The organism is Fictibacillus macauensis ZFHKF-1, assembly GCF_000269865.1.
Taxonomy (GTDB): domain Bacteria; phylum Bacillota; class Bacilli; order Bacillales; family Fictibacillaceae; genus Fictibacillus_C; species Fictibacillus_C macauensis.
Window position 1 is genome coordinate 86,084 of the sequence record NZ_AKKV01000042.1, and the last position, 26,707, is coordinate 112,790.

The window sequence follows — 26,707 nt, forward strand, 5'->3', positions numbered from 1 at the left end:
ATATATGAACATAACAGAACTATTTAAAAGAATGGGACAACGCTTTTTTGCGCTGCGCGTTTACGACTTGTCTGCGCAAATGGCCTACTATTTTCTTTTATCGATTTTTCCATTCTTACTCGTGATCTATACACTACTTGCCTACGTTCCGGTGCGGCATCATCCGATTTTAGAGCTTGCCAAGCCCTATGCACCTGCTGCGACTTACCACTTAATTGATAAAACGTTGCACTATACGGTTAGCACACAGCGCGGTAACATTCTTTCTTTTTCGCTTATTATTATGCTTTGGCTTTCTTCAATGGGCTTTCAGAGTTTCAAGCGAATTGTGAATGACGCTTATTATATTAAAAAACGTGAAAATATGTTGAAGCGTATTTTTGAGGGCTTGCTTTTAACGATTGGCTTTATGGTAGCCATTGCGCTGTCTATTTTCTTGCCGGTCGTGCAGCGCATTATGCATCGCTACTTTAACGAAATCTTTGCGAATCAAAGCTTTCATAGTTTATGGATTGCTGTGCAATGGGGAATGGGAAGCTTATTTCTTCTCTTTTTCTTTACAATGGTCTACTATTTCACACCGAACGTTTCGGTACGATTGCGGCAAGTCATGCCGGGGGCGCTTTTTTCCATGATTGGCTGGCAAGCTGTATCTCTAGGATTTGCAGCCTATGTAAAGCTTAATAATTATGCGGCACTTTATGGTCAGCTCGGCGGTATTGTTGTATTAATGATTTGGTTCTACATGTCAGCGATGGTGCTGATTATTGGGGCATTGCTTAATTCCGAGCTCCATCCATTGCAAGAATAACGATTAAAACATGCTGTAAATAGACATTCTAGTAAAGGCAAGTCATTAGACAGATCCCAAAAAAAGGACAGGGTGGTTATGGATTCTTTATTCGTAAGCTTACTTCAAATATTGCTTATTAACATTGTGTTAAGTGGCGATAATGCAGTGGTCATTGCCTTAGCCTGTCGTAACTTACAGGAGCGGCACAAGAATAAAGCGATTTTCTTTGGAACGTTTGGCGCAATCTTTCTTCGCATTGCCCTAACATTTGTCGCTGTTTATTTACTACGCATCCCCTTTTTAAATTTTGCGGGAGGCTTATTGTTACTATGGATCGCCGTTAATCTTCTACGCGGAGATGATGACGAAAATATTGAAGGACAGTCAAGTCTATCAGGTGCCATTCGCACGATTATTATTGCAGATCTCGTCATGAGTATCGATAATATCGTCGCTGTCGCGGGTGCTGCCAATGGCAACATTACCCTCATCATTCTTGGTCTTATTATTAGTATTCCACTCATTATTTGGGGCAGCCAAGTACTCATGCGCATTATGGATCGCTTTCCTATCATTATTCTGCTCGGCGCTGCCTTACTTGGGTATACCGCAGGCGAAATGATGTTAAAAGACCAAGCAGTTGGCCGCTTTCTCGATAATATGCCGTGGAACGTGAACCTCTTCCTGCCGATAATCCTCGCCGTGCTTGTCGTGTTAGTCGGAAAATGGGGTGGGAAAAAATAAGGTTGCGCTGTTGCGCGGCCTTATTTTTTTGGCTTTAGGAGAGTCGCTATTGCAGAAAAATATGGATTTATTTTACTTTCTTTGAGACGCTATTCATAAGTGTTAGAAAGAGAGGGTGCTAGAAATGAATGTATTTCGGTATGTAATCTTACTGGCCATGTGTTTGTTGATCGGGGTTTTAGATGACCAATCAGCAGAAGCTACTTCTAAGCATTGTGCGGTCCGGGGCGTTAATTGGGGAGACGCACCAAAGCATGTGGAAAATGTTGAAAAAAAGCGTGGGAATAATGTCTACGAACGTAACCCAACGACACTAATTTTTCAAATTGAAGCATTTGGTAAGCGTACGAAGCTCACCTATTTTTTTAAGAGAAATAAGCTAGAACGTGTACTTTATGACTTTCAACTTCAACGAAAGTATCTTCCAGGTCAAGAGATGGAAAGGCTCTACCATTCGTTAGAGCAAGAAATTGATGGGGCATATCAGTTTGGTGGTGGCTTTTTCGATTCGAATCATTACGACCGTTTTAACACGGATTGGGCAACATCTACATCACGATTACAGTTAAAAGTGAAGGATCAGCAGGGGAAAACAAGTGCTCGTTTGGTCGTCTTACCAAAGTAAAAAGCTACGCTCTTAGTAGCTTTTTTTCGTGAGCATGTCAGAACAAACTTGTTCTAAGTGTTTCAGGCATACATCTAATCTAGCACGAATCATAGTGTTATTCCCCATCTGTTGACTGATTTTATTTGTAAGATGAGGTTGATTGACTCGTTCATAGTGTTCATAAGCTTCTTGTAACAGCCATAAGCAATATTCATCCATTAACCGCTGAACGTGGGAGGTAAGTGCCTCTCCAGTCTGATCGAGAAAATACCCTCTTATAAAGCCATTAGCGATTTCATTTAGGCTCTCTTTTTTCTGATCATAGCCCCTCGCTACGTATCTTGGCGCACGGGCATAAGCAGGTAAAAGAAATTTATAACAAAATACAAAATAAGCGGCGTATTTTAAATCGAAATCCAACTTCGGGAACGGATCAATAATGGCAATCTGTGAACCGTTCACAAGTATATTTTCTGGTGTAATGTCTTGATTCACTAGGGAAACCTTTTGAATGTGAGATTCTCTATGTTCAAGCAAAGAATGAATAGCGCGATTAACTTTTTTCGTATTAAAACGAAGGTTAGCATGAGTGAGGATTTCCAACACAGTACGGTAATGGGTATGCTCTTCCTTCCATAACTCCCTTGTATTTTTAGTATGGGTTCCTTGTAACGTCTTCCCATTCCAGTGTAATTCACCAAAACCTTCAATGGCTGTTGTGTTGTGATGGATGGCATGCAGAGCTGTTCCTAATGTTTGACCATAGAAAGAGGCCTTGTTCTTCGTAAGTTGTTCCATTCCCTCGCCCATAAACGTCTCTACTGTAAATACGATGTCGTCCTCTATAAAATAGTGATAATCGTTCGGACAAATGTTTACATAACTTTTATTTGCGTGTTGATAGTAAGCGCGCGTTGATTCATATTCTGTTCTTAACGCGTGTTCATCGTTACGCTGAATTTCACCGTAAGCTTCTTTCTTCTTTATACGAATCACAAGGTCATGGGTCTGTAACCGTTCCACCTTATAAGCTGTATGCCAAGCTCCTTCACCGATTCTTGTTACTTTGCTAATACTTGTGAGATGTAATCTATGGATTGCGCTATGTAGCGTGTTGATCTCGCTTTTGCTAAGGTGATCTTTCATTCGATTTCCCTCCTTACCATTAAACAGGAAAAAAACAGGGCACAAAAGGCACCCTGTTTTCTACCCTTCTAGCACATCGCCAAACAGCTTTTCCACATGCATTGTCGTTGTAATTTTTTCATTACACGTTGCACTATCGGTACAAATGAGATTGCCCAGCGCTTTATAGTAATCTGAATTTTTTGCTTGTTTCTTTTTGGCAATGGTCGATACGTAGCTGACATCATTTACACATTTACATAAGCTGCAATAGCCTGCTTTGGCTAGAGGGGTTAGGCTGCACTGAATGCCGAGCCATTTTCCGTCTTGGGGATAGACAATGTACTTTTTATTGCTGCCAAGGTCATTCCAGCTTAAGTACGTGAGTTTATGCCAATCCACGGAATCCAGTGGAGGAACTTTTAACTTTTTTGCTTTTGGAAATAGTTTTTTTATTTGTGGTTCCGAAATGGGTGGAAAAGGATTCACGTAAGACCGTAGCTGCTCTAAAAAGCGATGCAGTTCTTCTGAAGTCGTGTGCGCTGTCACATCAAGCAAGGCTTGCTGTTCTGCTGTTGACTCATGAAAAAGCGCAAGTATTTTCGCGCCAGCGAGTTCAATCGTTGCTTTTAACACGTTCGGTGCGACGTGCTTTTTTTTCGTGTCGAGAATGACTTGCACATATTGGACGATCGCATTGTACTGGTCGTTTCGTAAAAAAGGTTCCATAGGAATCAACTCCTTCTAAGTTTTAGTGTAAGAAAAAAAGCGCCTAATGCCTACAGAAAGAACGAGTAAGAATCATTTTTTACCGAAAAAAAGCAGACGTTAGCGAGCGACGTCTGCTTTCTTCTTACCGTATACAATTTTCTGAATAGATGCTTGTGATAAATGATAGCGCACAGCGAGCTGTGCAATGGAAACCCCGTCTGCAAAGCTCCGCTTAATCCGCTGATTGCGCGCATCGAGCAGACTTCTCGAGCCACTTTTCGTGCCCCATTTCTTGTGCGTTGCCTCTTCTTTCGGAATATAAAGTGTTTCGCCTTGAATGTATTGTTGAATTTCCGCTACTAATGCTTGCGGTAAAATGTGATGTGCGTTCTGATATTTCATGTGTGGCAGCCCCTTATTTTTTGAATACAACAAAATCATAAGGTGCAAAGCCAGTGTTTGTTGGCGATCAGTCCAACCGTATTACCCCATGCAAAGGATCGCCCGCCTAACAGTAGGCTTTGCATGAGTAGTAGAAGCCACGGACAATCGAGAGCGATTCTCCATTAGTAGCACCTCCCCTTTTCCTCTAGTATAAACGAAATAATGGTATAGTAGGTAATATCTTAAAATATTGTTAGGGAGATGGGGCGTTGTATCACAGTACAAAAGAAAGAATTTTTCTAGTTAGCAAACTTCTTCTCATCCTATACATTGGACTACGCGGATGGATGTGGTATTTATATAGTTCTAGTAACAATAAGTACGTCTTTTTTTCTGCAACATTCCATGCGGATCTAAGTAAAGTCGGCTACATCGTTGATTTGATGGTCCTGCTCATTATCATTGTTTTTCTATTGTGGTATGCGCGCACGATCAAAAGAGTAGTTGTCACCGTCTTTTTTATTCTTTTCTTTTTTATTTATCTCGTTGTAGGCTTTGTTGGTCAATCGTTCTTTATCGATGGTTATCTTCTGCAAACGAAAGAAACGCACGGAATGTATCTTGCTACGAATTTCTCTTATGACAGCCCTACGCATGGGCATGGGAACAGTGTACTTGTTTGTACGGTGTATAAGAAAGTATGGGGCTTTGTATACAAGGTGCAAAAAAGGCACGAATTAGACATTTCGGAACGCTCTCCGACCACTGCTAAGTTTCTAAAAAAAGACTATACTGTTTCCGATCACGGGAAGAAAATACGTTTCGGTACCTTTGCTATTCCTTTAAAATAAGCGCAGCAAAAAGGGACTGGGACACAATACTTTCTCTGTTTCGTGGGGCGCATGCGGGGAAATGACTAGGTTACGCGCGAATCGGGAATCTCTTGTGCGCTTTACTCTTTTTGCTATCATTTAAGAGCTTTTACGCTATTTCTTCTCATTTTTGAGCATATTTACGAGATTATCTCTTCATTTTCTCTATTTTTCATGATTTTGCATCCCTTACCTACGCAATTTACCTGGTCTGCGCGCGAATGGAAGGCTCCTGCGCGCGAATCGAAGGCTCCTGCGCGCGAACGAAGCTAATCTGCGCGCGAATGGAAGGCTCCCGCGCGCGAACGGACCTGGTCTGCGCGCGAATGGAAGGCTCCTGCGCGCGAACGGACCTGGCCCACGCGCGAATGGAAGGCTCCCGCGCGAACGAAGCTGGTCTGCGCGAGAATGGAAGGATCCTGCGCGCGAATCAAAGGCTCCTGCGCGCGAACGGAGCTGGTCTGCGCGCGAATCAAAGGTTCCTGCGCGCGAACGAAGCTAATCTGCGCGCGAATCAAAGGCTCCTGCGCGCGAACGGAGCTAGTCTGCGCGCGAATGGAAGGCTCCCGCACGAACGGACCTGGCCCACGCGCAATCGAAGGCTCCCACGCGAACGAAGCTGACTCCCGCAGCGAACGTAGCTAATCCACGCGCATTTAAAGAGGTGCTTGCTCTCCACTCCAATTTTTGGTGCATTCGCTAGCTGCTTACATACGCAACACAATAAAAAAATGGCTTGATCACCGAAACGGATGATGAAGCCATTTTTTGTGCTAAGGCTGTTTACAGCCTCTTTTGTCGATGCCATAAACCGATGACGAGAGCAACTAGGACCATCCCTACAAATCCGTAAAAAGAACGTATGAAAGGATTGGCGCCACTAAGCAGGCGACTAGCAATCGACGGTCCAAAGGCCATGCCGAGGAAGTTAGTTAATGTGTAAACGCCTAGCCCCATACTAGCTTTACTTGGCGCTAATGTGGTTGGAACACCAATGTTCGTAATGATGGTGAGTAACGTATAACCACTATAGATCAGCGTCGTTCCGATGAGTGCACTTGCTAATGTTGTAGTCCCAAGCAAGGCTAAGAGAACAAAGCCAAGCACATGAAGGCAGAGCACAAATAGTAAGCTAAACGATTGCGTCAGCAGTTGCGGCCATTTTTGGGCCACAAGGCTTAAAAGAAAAGCAAAAGCCGAGATTGCCCCTAGCCAGAGTCCTGTTTCAATGACCGACAAATGAAACACCTGCAGCATAAGGAGGGGAAACATGAAAATTAAGCCCACAAGCGCCGCGTTATTAAAGAAGCCAAGTAGGACAAAACGGGAATAACCTCCGTTTTTAAACACGGTAAGGTCAATAAATACATTTTCTCGCTTTCGCTTGCCGTGACTCAGTAAGAGGAACAGAGCTAGAACGACGAGAATGAGCAAGCTTGCATAAAGTTTTACGCCAATAATAAATGGAACGATAAAAAGCATCGTAAGCAGTAAGCCGACCACATCAAAAGGTGCTGTTTCCTTCTGATCTTGAGCAAAGCCTGCAGGCGCTAAAAATACTAAAGCAATGAGCGCAATGATGGGTAAGAGCATCACATAAAAAAGGGCGTGCCAGTTAAAGTTTTGAAGCAATAGGCTGCCGATTAGAAAGCCAACGCCCGTTCCGATCGATAAACAACCGCCAATAAGCGTCAGCGTAACATTTCGTTTTTCTACCGTCATATAGCGATTGGCGATAATCATTGATAAGGCAATAAAGGAAGCCCCACCAGACGCTTGCAGCATGCGCGCCAACAATACCGGCAAATAAGAATCCGCTAGCGAGCCAACGATCGAACCACTAATGAAAAGAGAAACCCCAATCATCAGCAGTGTTTTCACTTGAATATAAGAAGCAAGCTTGCTATACGTAATCGCTCCGCACGATAACACGAGCGTATAGCTTACAACGATCCAGCTAATGCTTGCATTCGACACATGCAAATCCTTCATCATATCTAAGAGCGCTACATTAAAGATCACCGCATTCGCAACGCCAGATAAAATCATAAAGCATAATGTAAAAATAAGTGCGTGAACACGTCGAGTTGTCATGATGTAACACCTTTCTAGTCTTGTAATGAACGAGTTTAAGTGTTGAGTGTATCGAAAGCCAGAGGAAGAAAGCAAGTAACTAGCTTAGGCAGCTAAATCATTCCGTATGTGAATGATTTCAACTCCTTGATGTCAGCAACCTTTGCATACGAACGACGCACTATAGTATGAACCATTCTCATGTGAAAATCTGTAAGGCAAAAGACCATCAATGGTCAAAGTCTACCCATCATATCGAATCATTATTTTTCCATAATAATGCCACTAAACAAGGACGTATTTCCTAAAATTTTTGTTTACTTCGTTCAAAAAAATGGTAGTATAGGAATGCATAGGATGTTTAAGGTAATTTTTACTAATTATTTAGAAGGAGAATAGATGAAGTGACATGAAGAAACTAAAGATACGTGTATGGATGATTATCGCCGTGCTCTTAGTCGTGTGGGGAAGCTATTCGCTAAACCAACCACCTATCTTAATTGGCGTTTCCAACAAAGGAGAATGGAAAGTTGAATTTACGCCATCACCTCAGGCTGGCAGAGAAGATCAGTGGGCTAGCTCTTTTCAGTGGAATAAAGAGGCACAGCCGACGGTAAAGAAAATTAGCTGGCTAGAAAACAATGAAGTGATGAGCGAAAGTACACCTGAAGACGATGATCTCACTGCCATCCAAGATCTGTCCGTAGGTAACACACCTCCAAACGATTCAATTGACTACATAACGAAGATTCATTGGTTTGATCAAGGCCAAGAACATGAAGAGAGCATTACATTAAAAAAGCACCGCCGTCTTTTCGTCGCACCACAGTTTGTCGAGACGATGTGGAAAAAAGCACAACTTACGCTCATCTGGAGATGACGTACAATGCTGATGGGGTGTTTTTAGTACTTTGGTAGGTGGCGCTTCTCATACTCGAATAGGGGTCTATATTGATGAAATGGTATAAGTATTTTTTGGTAGTCATAACAATCGTTTCTAGTTTCTCCGTTGTTCAAGCGGAAGCAAAAAGTAGTTCGTGGAGTGGAGAATGGAATCGTTCCTCTTATTATGATGGTGGAAGTTTAGTCATTTCGCGCGAGACGGCGAACTCCTTTCACGTCAGTGTTAGTGTAGTCAGCGGCGGACATGCGGGTTATATTGAAGGCAAAGCAACGTATAGAGGAAACATAGCGCGCCTGTACGATACTGAGTATAAGTCAGGCTGTATTTTAACATTCAAGCGTACATCCTCCCATATATCTCTACAACAAAATCAAAAGTGTGCAGCCGTTGCAGGTAATGGAACACATTTTAGTGGAGAGTATAAAAAAGGGAAAGTGAAGGCATCTAAACCGTCATTACAAGGCAAGGCCACGTGGTTAACTGCGGCTGTTGATCAAAAGTTTCGCAAGCTAACAGGACGTCACTATGACATGCTTGCTGAAAGTTTTCAATTGTACCATTCATCGTATGATTCATCTCTAGGTGCATACGTCGTTTCTGGCGGCGTGCGAGGGTTGTATACGATCATGGAAGGAATCGTTATGAAAGATCGAGCGGGATATGTATATGCTGCACATATTCAGGATGGAGACAAAGTGTATTATTACACGAGCAATCCAACCTACAAGCATAAACTACCGCGAGCGGTTAACGAGTGGAGAAGTCGGTTTTCAGACTATCCTGTCTCTTATTTTTATAAATGAGGATAATGTCTCAACAGCGCTTGAGGCAGCAACGCTACACAGTAAACGAATAAAAGCACCACAAGGAGAATCCTTTTTGTATAAGATGATTCTCCTTTTTATGTAAAAAGTCTCTCTGAAACGATGAACAACTCTGCGTATAATGAGGTTTCCATAAACTACAAAAAGGAGAGTGGAACTATGAAAAAATGGTTAATTGGTTTATCAACAGCTGCCATCTTAAGTGTCCCTTTTGAAGCCAATGCTGCTACACTTCCCGCTGCAGCAACTAAAATGTTTACCCTTCAGCACCAGGATGCGTATGCCGATGTGAATCGAACGAATCAGTACGTGGGCGTTCGTGGAATGAATCAGTATACGCTTTATGATCAAGGTGGGAAACAACGTTATCGTCTAAAAGTAAAAGGATCGGTAAGTACACTCGGTCCACGTGGTGGTCTTTACATAGTGGATGGGAAACCTGGGAAATTAAATCGCCTGCGCTCCTATTCTACAAAAGGCAAGCTGTTGTGGAGCAAAACGATGAAAAATACAATCGTTACCGAAATCAAATCAACAAAAGATGGGTATTTGTACGTTTCCTATCAAAATAAAGAGAAAAAGCGCTATACGTTAGCACGGCTTGCCCCTAAAACAGGAAAGGTACTTGCTAAGTGGAAGGGAAATCAGCCGAACGTGTACTTTGGTCAAAACGGCCACGCACTACTGCCGCTAAGTAATCAATCATTTGCGGTCATTAAAGGATCTAAAAAGCTATATACCATTAAAACGAAACATGCTATTTCGATAGAATATGCTACACTATCAAATGATGGACATCTCTATATGCATGGTAACAATGAAAAAACAGGCGGTCTTTTAGAACAGTTGTATTCACCAAAAGGCAAGCTGCTAAAAACATTCAAATTAGCCAATTATAACTCCATCTTCTTTAACGATAAAAACGAATTATTCATTGGTTACCAAGATTCGCGTGTAAAGGGGAAAAACTATTATTATGATTGGTACGATCGAGCGGGCAAACACGTGAAATCTTTTTCGTTATCCCTTGGAAAAAAAGGAAAAGGACAATCATTTCACGTGCTACATGCACCCAACCGTCACACATTGTATGGCTATCACGTGACAAACAATAAGCAAGTAATGTACAAAATGCGTAACAACAAAATCATAGGCAAAACAAAATTACCGAGCGTGATGATGGAAGCAGCTCACTATGAACCGCTAGAAAGTGTACCATATGGCGCTTCATTTCTAGATACCAATGTCGCTTCTAAAGATAAAGTAGATCTACACCTCTACCGCTATAAGTAAAACAATCCACTCAACTTTCAAAGATACAATCGGAAGTTGAGTTTTTTAATGTCCAAAATCATTACATAGTCCCTATTTTGTAGGTTTCGAATCTGTATATAATGGGTAAAGGTTTCCAAATAAATTCATGTAAAGGAGATTGAGGAAATGAAAAAATGGCTTTTAGGACTATCGACAGCTGTCGTGGTAGCGGCACCGCTTGAAGCAAGCGCTGCTACACTTCCACATGCTGTGAAAGAAACAGGTAAGCTTACTCATCAGGAATCGTACTATAATGTTGATTTGACAGAAAAGTATGTTGGGGTTCGCACGAAGGATCACTTTAACTTATATGATTATAGCGGGAAGCAAAAGTATAGCGTGAAAGTTAATCATCGTGATGTGAGCACACTTGGTCCGCGCGGCGGTATGTACATCGTCGATGGGAAAGAAAACAAAACAGAGCGTTTGCATGCCTATTCCACGACAGGTAAATTACTGTGGAGCAAGGAAATGAAAAATACGCATATTTCTAATGTGAAATCAACAAAGGGTGGCTATCTATACGTTTCACATCAAGATGCGAAAGAGCATAAGTCCTTATCGCAATTGGATTATAAAACAGGAAAAGTACTAAGAACGTGGAAGCTTAATGGTCAAGCCGCCTACTTTGGTCCGAATGGCTATGCGTTAGTTACCCTAAAAGATCAAACATACAGTGTCATTAAGGGAGCAAAAAAGCTCTATTCATTCAAAACAAAGTATAACTATTTACCTCAGTATGTTACGTTTTCTGACGATGGCCATCTGTATGTAGATATGAAATACCCTAAGAAAGGTAAGTTCTTACATCAACTGTACTCACCAAAAGGAACGTTGCTTAAGAACTTTACACTAGCAAAAGGCGAGAGCACATTCTTTAACTCAAAAAATGAACTGTTCATCGGCTGGAGCGATACACAATCAAAGAAAAAAGCGTACCACTATGAATGGTATAACACATCAGGGAAGAAAGTAGTCTCCTCTTCCTTTGCATTAGGCAAAAAAGGAACAGGAAAGCTAACAGATTTTAAAGTGTTTAATACGAAAGGTCACGATACGTTATATGGCTTAGATGGTTGGGATTTTTCACGTGTGATGTACAAGATGAAAAATAACAAGATCGTAGGAAAGACGATGCTTCCAGACAAGTCGACAGAAACAGGTTTTTATGAGCCGTTAGAAAGAATGCCATACGGCGCAGCCTTTACAAGTCCAGATCACAGCAACAAAGATCTTGTTGATATGCATATGTATCGTTATGACTAATACGAAAACCCCAACTTTCAGAGAACGAACGAAAGTTGGGGTTTTTTAGGTGTTCGCTGCTTTACGTATAGATAATCACCATGACTACAATAATCGACAATACAGCATTTACAGGTTGCTCTTTTTCTCTAGAATCGACATGATAGGTACGCACTTGCTCCAAATAAAGCTGACAATAACAGCTGATGATCGCAACCATTAGTAGTATAGCGGTATGCAAAACATCCCCTCTAAAATAAACGGCTAGCAGAACGAAGATGCTCATATACGCTAACAGATTCAGTAAAAATGCTTTTGAAGTAAGAATGGGGCGGGGCATGATGGACACAACCTTTCGCTTACAACTAAATAAAAACATTTATTTACTTAGTTGTAATTTTATTACTTGTTATGTACCCATTCCATTTTTCTTTAAAACAAGGAAAACATGTCATTATACTCGATTAGAAAGGACACTCTATTACGGGTGTCTTTTTATATAGGACTAATGATGTGATATGAGTTAATAAAGATGAATTAAAGCAGAGTTCCTATGACCTTTATAATATTTATTAGCAAACTTTTAAACTGATAATTACTAATTTAAGTAATATATTTCCTTTTTAAAGAAAAAGTAGTATGATGGAGAAAGGTGTCTATTCCTAGTATATGGGAATTGGAAACTGTATTTCGCAAAAACATAGGACTATTGAAATAGTTATAGTAGGAATTAAGAACTATTTAAAGAGTGTATGCAGGACAATAACTTACAAAATATGACGAAGTAAAACAAATTTTCTAAAAAAGTGTATAGAAATTCCAAATTTCTATGCTATAATACTTCTTGTTGCCAGAATACATAGTACTTATATCATGGAGGCGTTTATGGAGGAAACGATTAGTTTAAAAGAGGTGTATCGTACGATTCGGAAACGAATGCTCATGATCGTGTTGATTGCCATTGGTGCGATGGTAATAAGTGGTGTCGTTTCGTTTTTTATTGTAAAGCCTGTCTATCAATCTTCCACACAGATTCTCGTCAATCAGGATGGTAAGAAAGAGGCGTATGACTATAACCAAGTGCAAACAAATGTACAGCTCGTCAATACATACAGCGTCATCATTAAGAGCCCGGCGATCTTGAACAAAGTCATCACGACCTTGCAGCTGAACGAGACAGTCGAGGAGCTTACGAAAAAATTAACGATTAATAGTGAGCAAAATTCACAAGTATTCAATGTAACGGTGGAAGATGGCGACCCGAAGCGCGCCGTGCTCATTGCAAATACGATTGCAGACGTGTTTAAAGAAGACGTGCCGTCCATTATGAAAATTAAAAACGTTAGTATATTGTCGCAAGCAACTGAAAAAGACGACGCCATACCTGTAAAGCCTAATAAAAAGATGAATGTGGCAATTGGATTTGTAGTGGGGTTAATGGCTGCGGTTGGTCTAGCATTTTTACTAGAGTATCTTGATAACACCGTGAAATCAGAAGAGGAAGTGGAAGAGTGGCTAGACTTGCCTGTACTCGGAAGCATTCCGCTTATGAGTGCAAAAGATAGTAAAGAGGACTCTCTGCGGAAAAAGATTAGCTAAAGAGGAGGGAAAGAGATGAAACGTAAATTTCGAAAATCCTTAACGAATCTAGGGAAACGAGCATTAATTGCACATAACAATCCAAAATCACCAATTTCAGAACGGTATCGGGCCATTCGGACAAATATTCAATTTGCCTCGATTGATGTACCACATAAAACGATTCTCGTTACATCAGCCGGACAAGCAGAAGGGAAGTCAACAACCGTTGCCAACTTAGCTGTCGTTATGGCGCAAGAAGGGAAACGTGTTCTTCTTATTGACGGCGATCTTCGTAAACCGACTGTGCACTATACCTTTCAATTAAGCAATTTAAAAGGTGTCACGAACGTGCTTATGAAACAAATAGAATTGAAAGATGCGATTCAATACACGAACGTCGAGCATTTATTCGTGCTGACGAGTGGTTCAACACCACCGAATCCATCCGAGCTTCTTAACTCTAAAGCAATGGAAACGTTAATAAGTGAAGTCGCTGAACAATTCGATTACGTACTCTTTGATTCGCCGCCACTTCTTTATGTGACTGACGCTCAAGTACTTGCAAATCGCTGTAGTGGCGTCGTACTTGTTGCTACAAGTGGTCAAACCGAACGCGAAGAAGCTCGTAAAGCAAAAGAACTTCTCGAAAATGCGAGCGCTGTCATTTTAGGCGTCGTACTAAATGGAAAAGAAGTAAAGCGAGATGAGCTGTACTATAGCTATGGTTATAAATAAAGTCTTTAATTGAGTCGATACTATCTCAACTATAATATCGGCTTCTTCTAAAGAATGTTTACTTTATTTTATGTAAATTTATAGTTGTTATATTGTTTCGATATCTTTCGTCGTTTTTGGGGGTTGTGTCGTCTACAAATACAAGGAGGCAAAGGTGAAGAATATATATATAGGAGGAAATAAGTGGGCTATCAAATACGTGTTGCAACACTCATGACACTAGATTCGTTATTTGTGTTACTAGCAATCTACCTCGGATATTTCACGCTGCATCCATACCTTGATCTTTACACATTGAAAAGTGTAGCCATTAGTTCGGTTGCTTTATTAATTAGTCATCATGTCTTCGCACTTAGCTATCGATTGTATAAAAAAGCATGGGAGTATGCAAGTGTTGGAGAAATGTTAGCTATTGTTCGAGCAGTAACATTATCTCTTATTGTTACAGGCATTGTGCAGTGGAGTGTTATAGGGGATGTGTATGTTCGTGTTCTCGGAATAACTTGGATGTTACATATTATTTTAATTGGTGGCTTCCGCTTTTCGTGGCGAGCATTACGTGATTATTATGTCCGACCAGATCAACAAAAACGAAATACGTTAATTGTTGGAGCAGGGGCTGCTGGGACAATGCTTGTACGCCAATTAATGAAAAGTAAGGATTCGGAGCTTTTCCCAGTTGGATTTGTAGACGATGACCCTAAAAAAGCACGTTTGCAAATACTAGGTGTTACGGTTTACGGACGAACTCAAATGATTCCAGATATTGTAGAGAAATTAAAAATAGAAAATATAATAATTGCCATTCCCTCTCTTAATAAGCATGACATACAAAAAATTTATCAAGAATGTAGTAAAACGAATGCTAATACAAAAATTATGCCGATGATTGAAGACATTGCATCAGGAAAAGTTTCTGTAAATCAATTTCGTGATGTACAAGTAGAAGACTTGCTCGGTCGTGAACCGGTTGAACTGGATACAGAAATATTGTTGGAGAAGCTCAGCAACAAAATAGTTCTAGTAACTGGAGCTGGGGGATCAATTGGTTCGGAAATCTGCCGTCAAATTTGTAAATTTAAGCCCAAAAAAATTCTTTTACTCGGACATGGTGAAAATTCTATTTATCAAATTGATATCGAACTACGTGCAAAGTATAAAGGTGAAATTGATATTGTACCAATCATTGCGGATGTTCAAGATAAAGACCGGTTATACGAAGTTATGAGCTTACATTTACCAAATGTTATTTATCATGCAGCCGCTCATAAACATGTGCCGCTAATGGAATACAATCCGCGTGAAGCTGTAAAAAATAATGTTATTGGTACTAAGAATGTAGCTGAAGTAGCTGATTTATTTGGAGTAACAACCTTTGTGCTTATTTCCTCAGACAAAGCGGTTAATCCTACAAATGTAATGGGTTCTACCAAACGAATTGCAGAAATGATTATTCAACAGATAAATAAACAAAGTGATACAAATTTTGTTGCTGTTCGTTTTGGAAATGTGCTTGGTAGTCGAGGAAGTGTCATTCCACTCTTTAAAAAGCAAATTCAAGATGGAGGTCCTGTCACTGTGACACATCCAGATATGACACGCTACTTCATGACGATTCCAGAAGCTTCCCGTCTTGTTCTGCAAGCAGGGGCACTTGCTCGTGGTGGTGAAATCTTTGTCCTTGATATGGGTGAGCCTGTGAAAATTGAAGAATTAGCTAAAAATTTAATTCAATTATCAGGATATACATTAGAAGAAGTTGGATTAAAATATTCAGGACTTAGACCAGGGGAAAAAATGTATGAAGAGCTGCTTAATGAAGATGAAGTTCACTCAATTGAAATTTTCCCCAAAATATTAATTGGTAAAACAGTCGTTTTTGATTATAAAAAAATTAGTGAACTTATTGAGAACTATGCAAATTTCACGCAAGAAGGAATAGCGAGTTATGTATTGGAATTGGCTAATAAACCAGAGAAAAGAAGCTACGCATGTAGAGATTTAGAAAAAGTAATAAAGACTATCTGAAGGTGTACAAATCTTGATTATGATATATATAGTTTCTAGTCAAGATAAGTATTTCTAAAACATAGGGGGATTAAGTGGCTAAAATACTTATTTTAACTAATAATGATGTAGGTTTATATAATTTCCGAAGAGAACTTGTAGAAAATTTAACAAATAATCATGAAGTAATTATCTCAATGCCAGATGGAAAATTTACTGATTTCTTTGCGGGCATAGGATGCAAAGTTATAAATACTCATTTAAATAATCGTGGGACGAATCCATTAGAAGACTTTAAATTATATAAAGAATACAGAAAGATCATTAAGTATTATTCTCCAGAGGTTGTTTTAACCTACACAATTAAACCCAATATATTTGGCGGTTTTGCCTCAAGATTTAATAATGTACCTTACATAGCTAATATCACAGGTTTGGGATCAGCGGTAGAAAACAAAGGGCCTTTAAAAATCTTAACTACAAATCTTTATAAATTTGCATTAAAAAAAGCTAAAAAAGTTTTTTTTCAGAATGAAAGTAATTTAGAGTTTTTTTTATCAAATAAAATAGTTAATGGAAATACATCGTTACTTCCTGGCTCGGGAGTGAATTTAAAGTATTATACACCGCAAATATATCCGGAAAGTGAAACTGTAAACTTTCTATTTGTAGCTAGAATAATGAAAGAAAAAGGCATTGAGCAATTATTAGAGGCTGCTAAAGTAATTAGAGTTAAGTATCCCCAAACCAGATTTCATGTAGTAGGACCATGTGATGAAGACTATAGTAATATTTTAAAAGAATTAGAGCAAAAATCCATAATTATCTATCATGGTTTTCAATACGATTTGAGGGAGTTTTATAGAAACTCTCATTGTATTATTCATCCTACGTATTATCCTGAAGGGATGTCCAATGTATTACTCGAAAGTGCTGCTTCTGGTAGACCTATTATTACTACGAACCGACCTGGGTGTAAAGAGATTGTCGATGACACAGTTAATGGATATTTAATAAAAGAAAAAATTAGTGCTGACTTAATTGAGAAAATTGAATTATTCTTAAAGCTTGATCTCAACAATAGGAAACATATGGGTTTAAAGGGTAGAGAAAAAGTTCAAAAGTTCTTTGATCGAGATATAATTGTAAACTCATATTTAAAGGAGGTAGCTGATATAGAATGATTAGAGTATTGCATGTATTTGGTGGGTTGAATAAAGGTGGTGCAGAGACAATGATTATGAACCTCTATCGTCAGATAGATAGGAGTAAAATCCAATTTGATTTTGTTTTACATCATCCGGAAAAGAATGATTACGCAAATGAAATACTATCTTTAGGAGGTAAAATACATGTTATACCTAAATTTAGGGGTACAAACTATATAGAGTATATTAATTCCTGGAGAAATTTTTTTAAAACTCATTCAGAATATAAGCTAATTCATGGACATGTTAGAAGTACTGCAGCCTTATATTTATTAGTCGCTCGAAAGTACGGTTTAAAAACTATAGCTCATAGCCATAGTACTTTCTCAGGATTTGGATTAGCGGGAATTTATAAAAAAATTTTGCAATTCCCAATTCGTTTTATTGCTGATTACCTTTTCTCTTGTTCAAATGTAGCAGGTGAATGGTTATACGGAAAAAAGCATACATTTAAAAAAAATTATTATGTACAAAAGAATGCAATTGATATTAATAAGTACACTTTCTCTGAACAAATAAGAAATAAAAAAAAGAGAGAGCTGAATTTAGAAGGGAAATTTGTAATTGGACACATAGGAAGATTTACAAAAGCTAAGAATCATAAATTCCTTTTGAAACTATTTAAAGAGATTTACTTTAGAAATTTAGATAGTGTCTTGTTATTAGTTGGAGAAGGAGAACTAAAAGAGTCAATTATTAAAAGTTCAAAGCAGATGGGAATTAGTGATCGTATTATTTTTACAGGAGTTAGAAATGATATACCGGACCTGTTACAAGTTATGGATATGCTTTTATTTCCATCCTTATATGAGGGACTACCTGTTACTCTAATTGAAGCACAGGCAAGCGGATTACCTTGTGTTGTTTCAGATAATGTAACTAAAGAGGTTGAAATTACAGATTTGTTAACATACGTATGTTTGGATGGCAAATTAGAAAGTTGGATCAAAGCAATAAATACTGGTACAAATCACAATAGAAGACAAAGGCATTTAGAATTAGAAAAGGCGGGCTACGATATAAAAAGCTCTAGTACGACATTGCAAAATATATATACAGGAATAATCATAGAGCATGAATAAAAAACAAAAACATTCTAAATACTCTATAAGTTATATATTTTTATCCTTATTCCCTATTCTTTCTTTATATCAAATGCTTCCTTTGGTTAATATAGGATATTTTATTATCTTTCTATTTATATTACTAAAGTATATAACAAGAGAATTTAAACCTTCAATTAACATCAAATTATTTTTTGTATTGTCATTAATAATTTTTATTAATCTTATTGTTGGATTACTTAAATATTCTAATATTGGTAATACTATTAATAATAGTGCTGGAATTCTTATATTTACTCTATTAGCAATTGTTTTGTGTGTACCGGAAAACCTTTCAAAAGAAAAGCTCTATATATCTTCTAAATTTGTGGGTATATTTTCTACTATATTTTTATTTTATCAATCAATTAATTTTCATGTATTTCAAGTGATTGTAAAAGGAAATCTTCCATTTTTAACACCATTAGAGGATGGTTTTAAATCTATAGAGTGGGGACGTCCAAGTGCTTTTTTTTATGAACCAGCTCATTATGCAATTTATATTGGGCCAATTTTTGCTATAAGCTTAATAAAAAAAGACTACATCACAGCTGTTTTATTTTTTGTTGGATTATTTGTGTCTACAAGTTCTACAGGAATACTTATTGCTTTTATAATACCAATGTATATTTACATAAAAAGTGTTAAAAAAATATTTTCGAAACTTTTTATATTAATTCTCACTGCTTTTATTTTTTTTATTACAACCTCTTTGAATAATAGCTTATGGGATAAGGTAGACTCTGAGAATTTATCTAGTAATATAAGAGTTTTAGGTACTTTAGATTATCTAAAGAATTTTTCGGATATAGAATTTATTTTCGGTATAGGGATAAACAGGTTAGCTGAATTCGCGATGAATCATGGTTTCATTGCATATAACTATGCAAACGCATATGTATATTCTTTAATTAGCTTTGGAGTTATAGGCGGAAGTATATGGCTTTTTTATAATATTTCTTTAGTGAAACAACTATCTAGGGAATATAGAGTATTAATTATAATATTAATATGCATTTCTTTTTCAGATCAGATTTTGTTTAATAGAAACCTTTTGTACTTATTGATATGGATTTATACATTTTCCTATACAAGATCTATGAGTTTTGAGTACTCAAAAAGATTAGTTGTTAGGGCAGGAGGTTAAAATACGTGGAGAAAATATTAATAATTACAAATGCAGATATGTCATTACAATCCGGAAATGTTGTACTAATTACTAGAAGAGCACAAGAAATGTATAATCAATATAATATCGAAACAACTTGTGTAATTGTAAAAAGAAGGTATGAACAACAGATAAATCATTCAATCAAAGGAATAGAATTTGTTGTAAATGAGGATAGTACTTTTATTCAAAAATTCATTTTGGATAATAAGCCAATTAAAGTTATTTTCTATGGTATAGGGGCTTATTCATATATAAACATAGTTAAAATGACTTTAGGAGAAATGAAAATAAAAAGTAAATTATTGCTAGATGTTCAAGGGGCATTAGAGGAGGGCATAGAATATTCAAATCCACGTAATTATTTTAAAAATTACATTAAGTATTTAGTGAAAAAAAGAATATTTAAGAGGTCATTAGAAAAAACAGATGGAGCATTTGTAGTATCTGATGAGATGGAGCAATACTGTAAAAAAATTTCAAACAAAAATGATTTTATAACTTATAAAATAAGATGTGGAATAAATGAAGTCTTAACAACTGAGGAAAGAATAAATTGGAGGGTTGAAACAAGAAGAATATTAGGAGTAAATGATAATACAGTAGTTTTTGCTTTTAGTGGTTATAGAATGCCCTGGCAAAAAATAGATGAAATTATTAAGCTTTTTAAAGAATATGATAGTAAATATGATAATGTGTTTTTTGCGTTTTTTTGTAACGTAGATGAACCTTTTTTAGAGTTAGTTAAACAAAGTTTTCCTAAAGAGAATTTTATTGTTAAGTTTTTAAATTTTGATGAATACTTTAAATATTTATGTGCATGTGATGTAGGATTTTTGTTGAGAGACTATAACACTACTAATAAAGTTGCTTTTCCTAACAAATTTTCAGATTATTTAAATGCAGGTCTAATACTAGCAATTCATAATTCAATTCCTGAACCGTTTAGAATATTAAAAGAAAATAATGTAGAATTTTTAGATGTTGAGAAACCGGAATTGAATTTAAAAAATATTTTAAATAGGCAGAATGATATTGTAAACTTCTATAAAAAAATTGAAAAAATATGTAATAATGAGCTAATGTACTCTAGTCAGATATCCAAGCTAAAATTAATTGAGGTAGATGAGAGGAAGGAAGGTCATTGTTAAATAGGATAAAAAAAGTTACAAGTAACAAACTATTTGTAAATGGTGCGTGGTTGTACTTGTTACAATTTTTCAATACCATTCTACCGCTTATAACTTTACCTTACATAACTAGAGTGCTTGGGAGTTCTCAATATGGGGTATTCTCATTCTCATTAACAGTAGTAACCTATATTCAGGTTATAGTTGAATATGGATTTAATTTGTCAGGGTCTAGAAAAGTAGCTCTAACAAGTCAAAAAAGTGTTCATTCCAAGATATTTTCTACTATTACAATTTCTAAGGTGTTTCTGTGTGCAGTATCTTTAGTTTTTTTAATGATTCTTTGTATTACTATGGGCATGGAAAAGAACCAATTAATTTGTGTTGGAGTGCTATTTTCCCTTGTTGTTGGATCTGTTTTTCAACAAACATGGCTTTTTCAAGGCTTGCAAGAAATGAAATACATAACCATTGTAAATTTAATTTCTCGCTCTATTTCAGTCGTATTAATTTTTTTATTAGTAAAGAGTAGTGGTGATATTTACTTATATTGCTCTTTATATGGATTAACTTTTTTTCTTAATGGACTGTTTAGTGTGTTGTTTGTTAAATACAAAATGAGCATTAAATTTGTTAGTGTTTCTTTCAGTGAAGTATATGCCGAACTTAAAGAGGGATGGTATACTTTTACTACTTCGGCGATGACGAAATTATTTAGTACTTTGGGAGTTATTGTATTAGGTATTACATCAAGTGATCACTTAGTAGGAGTGTACTCCGCTATGCAAAAAATACCATTTTTGATTGTGATGTTATATTCTCCGGTAGGTCAAGCTATGTACCCATATATGAGTAGTAATTTTGCTATTGAAATTTCAAAAGGTCTGGATTCAGTAAAAAAAATAATAAAAATAATTATACCTACTGTCTCTATTATAGGTGTCATACTTGTAATTTTCTCTAATTATATTGTCAATATTATTTATGGTGCAGAATATATACCGTATTCTTATCTTTTATTTCCATTAACAGGATGGTTGATTTTCAGTATATTAAATAATTTATTAGGAATTCAAATATTGGTTGCAAGTGGTTATCAAAAGGAATATAGTGTGGCTTTTCAGCTTAGCATGATAAGTGTTTTTATAAGCAATATTGTTTTAGGTTATTATTTAGGTGTTTATGGTGTCGCATTTGCCTCGTTAATTTCTGAAATTGTTTTAACAATAGCTCTAGCTTTTCAATTGAAAAAATTGAAAATAAAACATTTGTTCGCTCATAGAAGTTCTAAGGTGTTTTAAAAACCCCCAGGCCCTGTAGTAATTCTACAGTTCCTGGGGTCTTTTAGTATTTAATACCCCTTCCACCAACTAGCCACATGTGTCTTATAAAGGCCTGTCGGTAGGGCGTATAGGTTATTCATATGGTTATTGCCGCCGTATGCGAGGGGCAACATGTGGAAGACGCTAACGCCTTTCCAATTGGCGCGACCGAATTTGCGATCGTGGTATTTGATGAAGTTATTGCGGTAGTTGCCGGGTTTGATTTGCTTTTTCTTTGCTAGTTTTTTGTAGGAAGCTGAGTTTGGCACGCTCATTTTTTCTTTTGTGTAACGGTTATAGAAAATAGGGTAGGGTTGTGCTTTTTTGTTGGCAAGGACGCTAGCAGACCAGGTTGTGCGAGATGGGGTGCTAGCATAACGTGACCAGTAGCTTTTTGTGACGAGACGATAGCGCCAGAATTTTGTTGATTTGACTTTGTATGTACGTGTAATGGTTCTTTTTGCTTTAATTTCTTTCGTTGTTAAAGAGTCTTTCATCGTGGCAAAGGATTTGGTTTTACCGTTTTTCTTTGTGCTTGTGCGTAGGTTAAGGTTAAAGTAAAACTTTTGTGGTGCTTTGCCTGTTATTTTTTTAATGGTGAAGTAGGTAGTGATGGTATGTTTTTTTGGATTAAATGATAGTTTTGTAGCGTAGGAAACGGCATTGGTACGCTGCTTGCTTTTAGTAGCGGCCATCATTGTCATGGCTTGTGATTCGCTTTGTTCTGCAAGAGCGGCGTTGCTTGCTTGTGGTACCCATTCGTTGTTTGTGTTGGGAGCGGTTGCTTCAGCAACAGGACTTACAGCTGCTAGTGTAAGAGCAACGGCAGGAATACATAGTGAAAGTCTCTTTTTCATGGTTTTTCCTCCTATTCCATTATGAACCTAATTATAACGAATAAGAGAGCAGAGAAAACGTGTCCTAACGCCTATTTTTACGGACTATTCTATATTTCTTAGTAATACTTGGTGTCATCTAGTAAGAGTAAATGCTCTGGTACGATGAGCGATGCTGCTTGCAAGCTATAGTAATAGAGCGTTAGCGGATAGGCTTGCTCAGTAGGGACGAGTTCTAGTGTTTCACTTGCAAGCGGTAAAAAGGCAAGCCCCTGTTCTTTTTGAATGTAGCTTTCGATGACAGCGTATGAATCTACCGGATGTACTTGTGCTAATGATAGCTGATGATGCTGCAAAAATGCTTCTGTATGCTGTCGAAAAGGACAGTGTGGATCCTGGCTGACGAAAAAGCGCGTATTGGCTAAATCAGGGCATGTTACGCCCTTTTTTTGTACCAATCCTATATCTATGACGGTGCTGTGCAGTTGCGTAATCGCCGGATGTTCCAACGCCTCATACGTAATGATTACATCTACTTCGCGAGCGAGTAGTTGAGGTAAAAGCGCCTGTCGCTTCTCAATGGAACATTGACATGGATCGAGTGTGTGTAGAAGGCGGTCCTTTAGCTCACTCATTACAATGGCTTGGGTTGTGGCCAAGCGCAACGGTGGTGTTGTTTCTTGAAGCTCTTGCTTCGCCTGTTGTAGTAAGGAGAAAATCTGTTCGGTATAACGCAGCAAGATGACCCCTTTTGGCAACAGCGTTGTCCCTTTATTGCTACGCTGCAGAAGCGGTGCATGCAGTTCGTGTTCTAGCTGCTGGATGCGAGCAGATACGTGCGGTTGGACATAGCCAAGCTGTTCGGCAGCTTTCGTCATTGACCCCGTTTCTGCTACTGTTCGAAAAATCCATAAATCAGTAAAGTCCATGAGTATTCCCTTCTTTTTAGCCATCAGTTTTCCTGATGGTGCGTATCATTACTACCTCTTTTACAGTGCGTGGCGTTCACTTTATCCTAAGTAGGTACTTACTTAAGGAGCTGATGAAATGATTTCAATGCACTATAGCATACCATTTCCAACGAATTATGACATGTCTCACATACGCAATCGCGTTGCTGAAAATGGAGCAAAAACCGATTTCTTTGATGGTTTAGAAATGAAGGCCTATTTGATGTGTGAGAAAAATCGCTTCGGTAATTCTCATAATGGTTATGCCCCGCTTTATTTATGGAATGATCCGGATGGGATGAATACGTTCTTATTTCAAGGCTATTATGATCAAATTGTTACGAGTTTTGGCTGGCAATCTGTTGCGGTTAGTATTCCGTATGATGTACAAATACCAGCAGACATGCCTCATCATCTTTATATCGTTCATAACGGAGGGAAGCTAAAGCCATCTGCTTCGTTAAGGAATCCCTCCTTGCCGTCTGCAAAAACAAATGAGCTCGGTAAGGTGGTGCTGTATAATCCAACGAGTTGGCGGTACGATTGCTATGAGTTTATGAAGGAGAAACCGAGTGAGCAGGGTGTTCCAGGGCGAACGGTTTATGAAATGCTTCATCTTTCGCGGGGAGCCAGCAAGTAGGGCTTTGGACAGCTAGGCAAGCAAATGTAACTTCGGTAAAATAACGGGGAGGAGGGATTTTATGAAAAAGGGTATTGGAATTGCAATTGTTGTGGCAATAATTGGACTCATCCTTGCCGTTCTTTTCTTTATGGATTTTATTTTCCTCCATTTATTCGGATTGCAGTATGACTCTGTTGGGGCACTAGTGCTATTTATCTTTCTCTACTCTTTTATAGAAATGCCTATAACTTTATTCGTAACGATTATTTCGCGAGCACTAACAACAGCAGGGATTCTAAAGACAAGTAATGGAATGGTGACCTTTCTTCTCAATCTAAGTAGTGCGTGGTTACTGATTGGTCTCGTCGATTTAATGATGGATAAGGTGTCGATTTCCGTATTCGGCGGCTTTTTGTTTGCACTTATTAGTGCGCTTATTGGTTGGCTTATTAATGATTCAGAGGATAAAACCATTGAAGAGTTGGATGAGGAAGTAAAAAAACACCGTCAGTCATAAAGAGAAACCGGAAGAGGTGTTGATCATTACTTCCGGTTTTTCAATGCTATAGAAAGAACTTCACGATAAAATCTGCAAGCATATCGGCTACTTTTTCCGGAATACCTACTTTCATAAATGCATGTGTTAAGCCCCACCATGAATACACTTCGATTGTATCCACTGCTTTTACCATTTTACCGCCATACTTTTCTACAGCGTTTCGTACAGCTTTAATTGGAATGAGATTGCGGTGCGTAACAACAAATTTTACTGCTTTACGTACGGCTGTTACTTTCCAAGCAGCATGTATTTTTTTAGTTTTCATAGCGGCTTGTGCTTGTTTTTTGTATGTATCAAGCGCATGCTTACTTACTTTTTCTTGTTTAATAACCTTATTAAGCTCTGCTTGCTCTTTTGCTTTAGTTGTGATGGTAGACGATGCTGCATGGGTTAGTGAAGGCAGAAGTGATCCGGTAAGTAATAGTCCAGATAATGCAAGTACAGATGTTTTCTTTAACATAAAAAAATCCCCTTTTTCTCTTTTTTTCTAGTTATTACCTCTTTTATATTACGTGTTCTAGTGTGGATTTCAATTGGTCGAAAGGCGGGTCTTTTACAACTCATCAAAAGAGTGTCATTCTCATTATTTTGTTTTTTTTTAGGTCTTTTGGCCAGTTTGCATTTGTGAAAAAAGGCGGTAAATAAATATAAAGAAACTAGATAAATATATCTATTTTAAGGAAGAATGTTACAATAATATAGACTTAAGGAGGATGGGGGGGTTATGAAAAAATGGTGTATTTTATGTGTATTACTTAGTTTTGTGTTAGCTGGCTGTGGAGAATCAAGTGCTCAGCACACAACGACGGTAAAACCTGTTTCACACGATACAGACGTTCAGCAAAAATGGTCGGGCGAATGGAAGCGTTCAGGCGCGTATGATGGTGGTAGTGTAACGATTACAAAAGAAAAAGCGAACAGCTTTCAAGCGACGTTCGAAGTTACAAACGGTGCACACCTCGGCTATTTGAAAGGAACAGGGTCAATTAGAGGAAACGAAGCAACTGTAAAAGAAGCAGAATTTGATACCGGATGTATCTTAACAGTAAAGCGAAATGGTGCAGTATTAAATGTAACGGCAAATGACGCTTGTAGTGAAGTAGGTGGAGAAGGGACGAGTTTTGAAGGCACCTATTCACAAGGAAAAGAGAAAGAGAACGAGGAATCAAAAACGTTAGTAGGCAAGGGACAGTGGATTACAGCGTCGGTAGATGAGCAATTCAAGACATTATTCGGCAAAAAGTACGAGACCCTCGCAGCAAATTTTCAACTTGTGTCTGACTCGTACGATGAAACCCTCCAAGCAGACGTTCTTTCTGGGGCTGTACGTGGCTTATATGGAACGATGGAAGGCGTTATTATGAAAGACAGTGCAGGCAAGCTTTATGGCGCAACGATTATCGATGGCAAAAAAGTACTGTATATTACGAATAACAAAAGCTATAGCGATCGCTTACCGAAAGCGATACAAGCATGGCGCAAGCAGTTTAAAGGCTATCCTGTTTCCTACGTGTATCAGCGATTGTAGCTCGAATAGTTTCACCTAATCATACATAGTTATTGTATAATGGATAATAATCACATTTAATTCCTTAGGAGGGTGTCATATGATGTTACTTCCAGCAGGCATTGGCCTGATCATTGGAATCATCATCTTAGCGATTACAGCACGGTTACACAAGAAGCGCAGCACGATGAGTAAAGTGCCAAGTATCATAGGAATGGTTGCTTTTATTCTTGCTTTTTCGTATGGCTATTTTATTGTAAGAGGGTTTGAAGGTGCGGCCTACTTGCTTTTTGCGGTTCCTGTACTCGTATTATCGCTTGTGGCTTTTTTCTCTGTAAGAAAGCATAACGCCCAGACTTTGAATCGGTAACGATAGAAAAGAT

Annotated in this window: 28 protein-coding genes; 20 read left to right on the forward strand and 8 right to left on the reverse strand. The window is 38.0% G+C overall.

Going from position 1 to position 26,707, the window contains the following annotated elements:
• The first annotated feature begins 4 nt into the window (after window positions 1–4).
• The 3 genes from A374_RS17955 (at window position 5) to A374_RS17965 (ending at window position 2,162) form a co-directional block, all read left to right on the forward strand.
• Window positions 5–811 carry a YihY/virulence factor BrkB family protein gene (locus A374_RS17955; protein WP_007203670.1) on the forward strand — a complete coding sequence of 269 codons (807 nt, stop codon included), beginning with the start codon at window positions 5–7 and terminating at the stop codon, window positions 809–811.
• Window positions 812–889: 78 nt separating this feature from the next.
• Window positions 890–1,537 (forward strand): TerC family protein, encoded by a 648-nt coding sequence (locus tag A374_RS17960; protein WP_007203671.1) that lies wholly within the window; start codon window positions 890–892, stop codon window positions 1,535–1,537.
• A 124-nt stretch (window positions 1,538–1,661) separates the two neighbouring features.
• The gene (locus A374_RS17965; RefSeq protein ID WP_007203672.1) at window positions 1,662–2,162 is read left to right on the forward strand and encodes a hypothetical protein; all 501 of its coding nucleotides are present in this window, start codon (window positions 1,662–1,664) and stop codon (window positions 2,160–2,162) included.
• Between the two features lie 12 nt (window positions 2,163–2,174).
• Here the strand turns inward: A374_RS17965 and A374_RS17970 are convergent, their stop codons facing one another.
• From A374_RS17970 to A374_RS17980, 3 genes are all read right to left on the reverse strand, one after another.
• Window positions 2,175–3,290, reverse strand: a complete 1,116-nt coding sequence (locus A374_RS17970; protein ID WP_007203673.1) for a hypothetical protein — start codon at window positions 3,288–3,290, stop codon at window positions 2,175–2,177.
• 60 nt (window positions 3,291–3,350) lie between these two features.
• Window positions 3,351–3,998 (reverse strand): FusB/FusC family EF-G-binding protein, encoded by a 648-nt coding sequence (locus tag A374_RS17975; RefSeq protein ID WP_007203674.1) that lies wholly within the window; start codon window positions 3,996–3,998, stop codon window positions 3,351–3,353.
• A 99-nt stretch (window positions 3,999–4,097) separates the two neighbouring features.
• Window positions 4,098–4,382: a CD3324 family protein gene (locus tag A374_RS17980; RefSeq protein WP_007203675.1), complete on the reverse strand. Its 285-nt coding sequence runs from the start codon at window positions 4,380–4,382 to the stop codon at window positions 4,098–4,100.
• Window positions 4,383–4,633: 251 nt separating this feature from the next.
• Here A374_RS17980 and A374_RS17985 point away from each other — a divergent pair, with 251 nt between their 5' ends.
• Window positions 4,634–5,215 (forward strand): hypothetical protein, encoded by a 582-nt coding sequence (locus tag A374_RS17985; RefSeq protein ID WP_007203676.1) that lies wholly within the window; start codon window positions 4,634–4,636, stop codon window positions 5,213–5,215.
• An 804-nt stretch (window positions 5,216–6,019) separates the two neighbouring features.
• Here A374_RS17985 and A374_RS17990 read toward each other — a convergent pair.
• Window positions 6,020–7,330 (reverse strand): MFS transporter, encoded by a 1,311-nt coding sequence (locus A374_RS17990; protein ID WP_007203678.1) that lies wholly within the window; start codon window positions 7,328–7,330, stop codon window positions 6,020–6,022.
• Window positions 7,331–7,718: 388 nt separating this feature from the next.
• Between A374_RS17990 and A374_RS17995 the strand changes: the two genes are divergently transcribed.
• From A374_RS17995 to A374_RS18010, 4 genes are all read left to right on the forward strand, one after another.
• On the forward strand, window positions 7,719–8,189 hold the full coding sequence (locus A374_RS17995) for a hypothetical protein (RefSeq protein WP_007203679.1): 471 nt from the start codon (window positions 7,719–7,721) through the stop codon (window positions 8,187–8,189).
• Window positions 8,190–8,263: 74 nt separating this feature from the next.
• Complete coding sequence (locus tag A374_RS18000) at window positions 8,264–9,016, forward strand: hypothetical protein (RefSeq protein WP_007203680.1); 753 nt, start codon at window positions 8,264–8,266, stop codon at window positions 9,014–9,016.
• Window positions 9,017–9,196: 180 nt separating this feature from the next.
• Window positions 9,197–10,330, forward strand: coding sequence for a hypothetical protein (locus A374_RS18005; protein ID WP_007203681.1), 1,134 nt, complete (start codon window positions 9,197–9,199; stop codon window positions 10,328–10,330).
• 147 nt (window positions 10,331–10,477) lie between these two features.
• Window positions 10,478–11,617 (forward strand): hypothetical protein, encoded by a 1,140-nt coding sequence (locus A374_RS18010; RefSeq protein ID WP_007203682.1) that lies wholly within the window; start codon window positions 10,478–10,480, stop codon window positions 11,615–11,617.
• Window positions 11,618–11,678: 61 nt separating this feature from the next.
• On the opposite strand, the gene A374_RS20765 is transcribed toward A374_RS18010, so the two are convergent.
• Window positions 11,679–11,936, reverse strand: coding sequence for a hypothetical protein (locus A374_RS20765; RefSeq protein WP_007203683.1), 258 nt, complete (start codon window positions 11,934–11,936; stop codon window positions 11,679–11,681).
• A 545-nt stretch (window positions 11,937–12,481) separates the two neighbouring features.
• Between A374_RS20765 and A374_RS18015 the strand changes: the two genes are divergently transcribed.
• The 8 genes from A374_RS18015 to A374_RS18050 all read left to right on the forward strand — a co-directional run bounded on the left by A374_RS18015 (window position 12,482) and on the right by A374_RS18050 (window position 21,829).
• Window positions 12,482–13,195 (forward strand): YveK family protein, encoded by a 714-nt coding sequence (locus tag A374_RS18015; protein ID WP_007203684.1) that lies wholly within the window; start codon window positions 12,482–12,484, stop codon window positions 13,193–13,195.
• 15 nt (window positions 13,196–13,210) lie between these two features.
• Window positions 13,211–13,912 carry a CpsD/CapB family tyrosine-protein kinase gene (locus tag A374_RS18020; RefSeq protein WP_007203685.1) on the forward strand — a complete coding sequence of 234 codons (702 nt, stop codon included), beginning with the start codon at window positions 13,211–13,213 and terminating at the stop codon, window positions 13,910–13,912.
• A 183-nt stretch (window positions 13,913–14,095) separates the two neighbouring features.
• On the forward strand, window positions 14,096–15,940 hold the full coding sequence (locus tag A374_RS18025) for a polysaccharide biosynthesis protein (protein ID WP_007203686.1): 1,845 nt from the start codon (window positions 14,096–14,098) through the stop codon (window positions 15,938–15,940).
• Between the two features lie 74 nt (window positions 15,941–16,014).
• Window positions 16,015–17,103 carry a glycosyltransferase family 4 protein gene (locus tag A374_RS18030; protein ID WP_007203687.1) on the forward strand — a complete coding sequence of 363 codons (1,089 nt, stop codon included), beginning with the start codon at window positions 16,015–16,017 and terminating at the stop codon, window positions 17,101–17,103.
• Window positions 17,100–18,209 (forward strand): glycosyltransferase family 1 protein, encoded by a 1,110-nt coding sequence (locus A374_RS18035; RefSeq protein WP_007203688.1) that lies wholly within the window; start codon window positions 17,100–17,102, stop codon window positions 18,207–18,209. The genes A374_RS18030 and A374_RS18035 overlap by 4 nt, the downstream gene beginning before the upstream one ends.
• On the forward strand, window positions 18,202–19,377 hold the full coding sequence (locus A374_RS18040) for a hypothetical protein (RefSeq protein ID WP_007203689.1): 1,176 nt from the start codon (window positions 18,202–18,204) through the stop codon (window positions 19,375–19,377). Before A374_RS18035 ends, A374_RS18040 begins: the two co-directional genes overlap by 8 nt.
• A gap of 5 nt (window positions 19,378–19,382) precedes the next feature.
• Window positions 19,383–20,549, forward strand: coding sequence for a glycosyltransferase family protein (locus A374_RS18045; protein ID WP_007203690.1), 1,167 nt, complete (start codon window positions 19,383–19,385; stop codon window positions 20,547–20,549).
• Window positions 20,543–21,829 (forward strand): flippase, encoded by a 1,287-nt coding sequence (locus tag A374_RS18050; protein WP_007203691.1) that lies wholly within the window; start codon window positions 20,543–20,545, stop codon window positions 21,827–21,829. Before A374_RS18045 ends, A374_RS18050 begins: the two co-directional genes overlap by 7 nt.
• A 50-nt stretch (window positions 21,830–21,879) precedes the next feature.
• Here A374_RS18050 and A374_RS18055 read toward each other — a convergent pair whose 3' ends face one another.
• Together A374_RS18055 and A374_RS18060 are read right to left on the reverse strand one after the other, a co-directional pair.
• Window positions 21,880–22,707: a hypothetical protein gene (locus tag A374_RS18055; protein WP_040340720.1), complete on the reverse strand. Its 828-nt coding sequence runs from the start codon at window positions 22,705–22,707 to the stop codon at window positions 21,880–21,882.
• A gap of 98 nt (window positions 22,708–22,805) precedes the next feature.
• Window positions 22,806–23,615, reverse strand: a complete 810-nt coding sequence (locus A374_RS18060) for a LysR family transcriptional regulator (protein WP_007203692.1) — start codon at window positions 23,613–23,615, stop codon at window positions 22,806–22,808.
• Between the two features lie 118 nt (window positions 23,616–23,733).
• On the opposite strand from A374_RS18060, the gene A374_RS18065 reads away from it, so the two are divergent.
• Together A374_RS18065 and A374_RS18070 are read left to right on the forward strand one after the other, a co-directional pair.
• Window positions 23,734–24,276: a DUF4865 family protein gene (locus A374_RS18065; RefSeq protein ID WP_007203693.1), complete on the forward strand. Its 543-nt coding sequence runs from the start codon at window positions 23,734–23,736 to the stop codon at window positions 24,274–24,276.
• 61 nt (window positions 24,277–24,337) lie between these two features.
• Window positions 24,338–24,775: a YrvL family regulatory protein gene (locus A374_RS18070; RefSeq protein ID WP_007203694.1), complete on the forward strand. Its 438-nt coding sequence runs from the start codon at window positions 24,338–24,340 to the stop codon at window positions 24,773–24,775.
• A gap of 46 nt (window positions 24,776–24,821) precedes the next feature.
• Here A374_RS18070 and A374_RS18075 read toward each other — a convergent pair whose 3' ends face one another.
• A complete protein-coding gene (locus tag A374_RS18075) occupies window positions 24,822–25,277 on the reverse strand; it encodes a hypothetical protein (RefSeq protein WP_007203695.1) in 456 nt (151 codons plus the stop codon).
• A 264-nt stretch (window positions 25,278–25,541) separates the two neighbouring features.
• Here A374_RS18075 and A374_RS18080 point away from each other — a divergent pair, with 264 nt between their 5' ends.
• Window positions 25,542–26,345, forward strand: a complete 804-nt coding sequence (locus A374_RS18080) for a hypothetical protein (RefSeq protein ID WP_007203696.1) — start codon at window positions 25,542–25,544, stop codon at window positions 26,343–26,345.
• 79 nt (window positions 26,346–26,424) lie between these two features.
• Window positions 26,425–26,694: a hypothetical protein gene (locus A374_RS18085; RefSeq protein WP_007203697.1), complete on the forward strand. Its 270-nt coding sequence runs from the start codon at window positions 26,425–26,427 to the stop codon at window positions 26,692–26,694.
• Window positions 26,695–26,707: the final 13 nt, after the last annotated feature.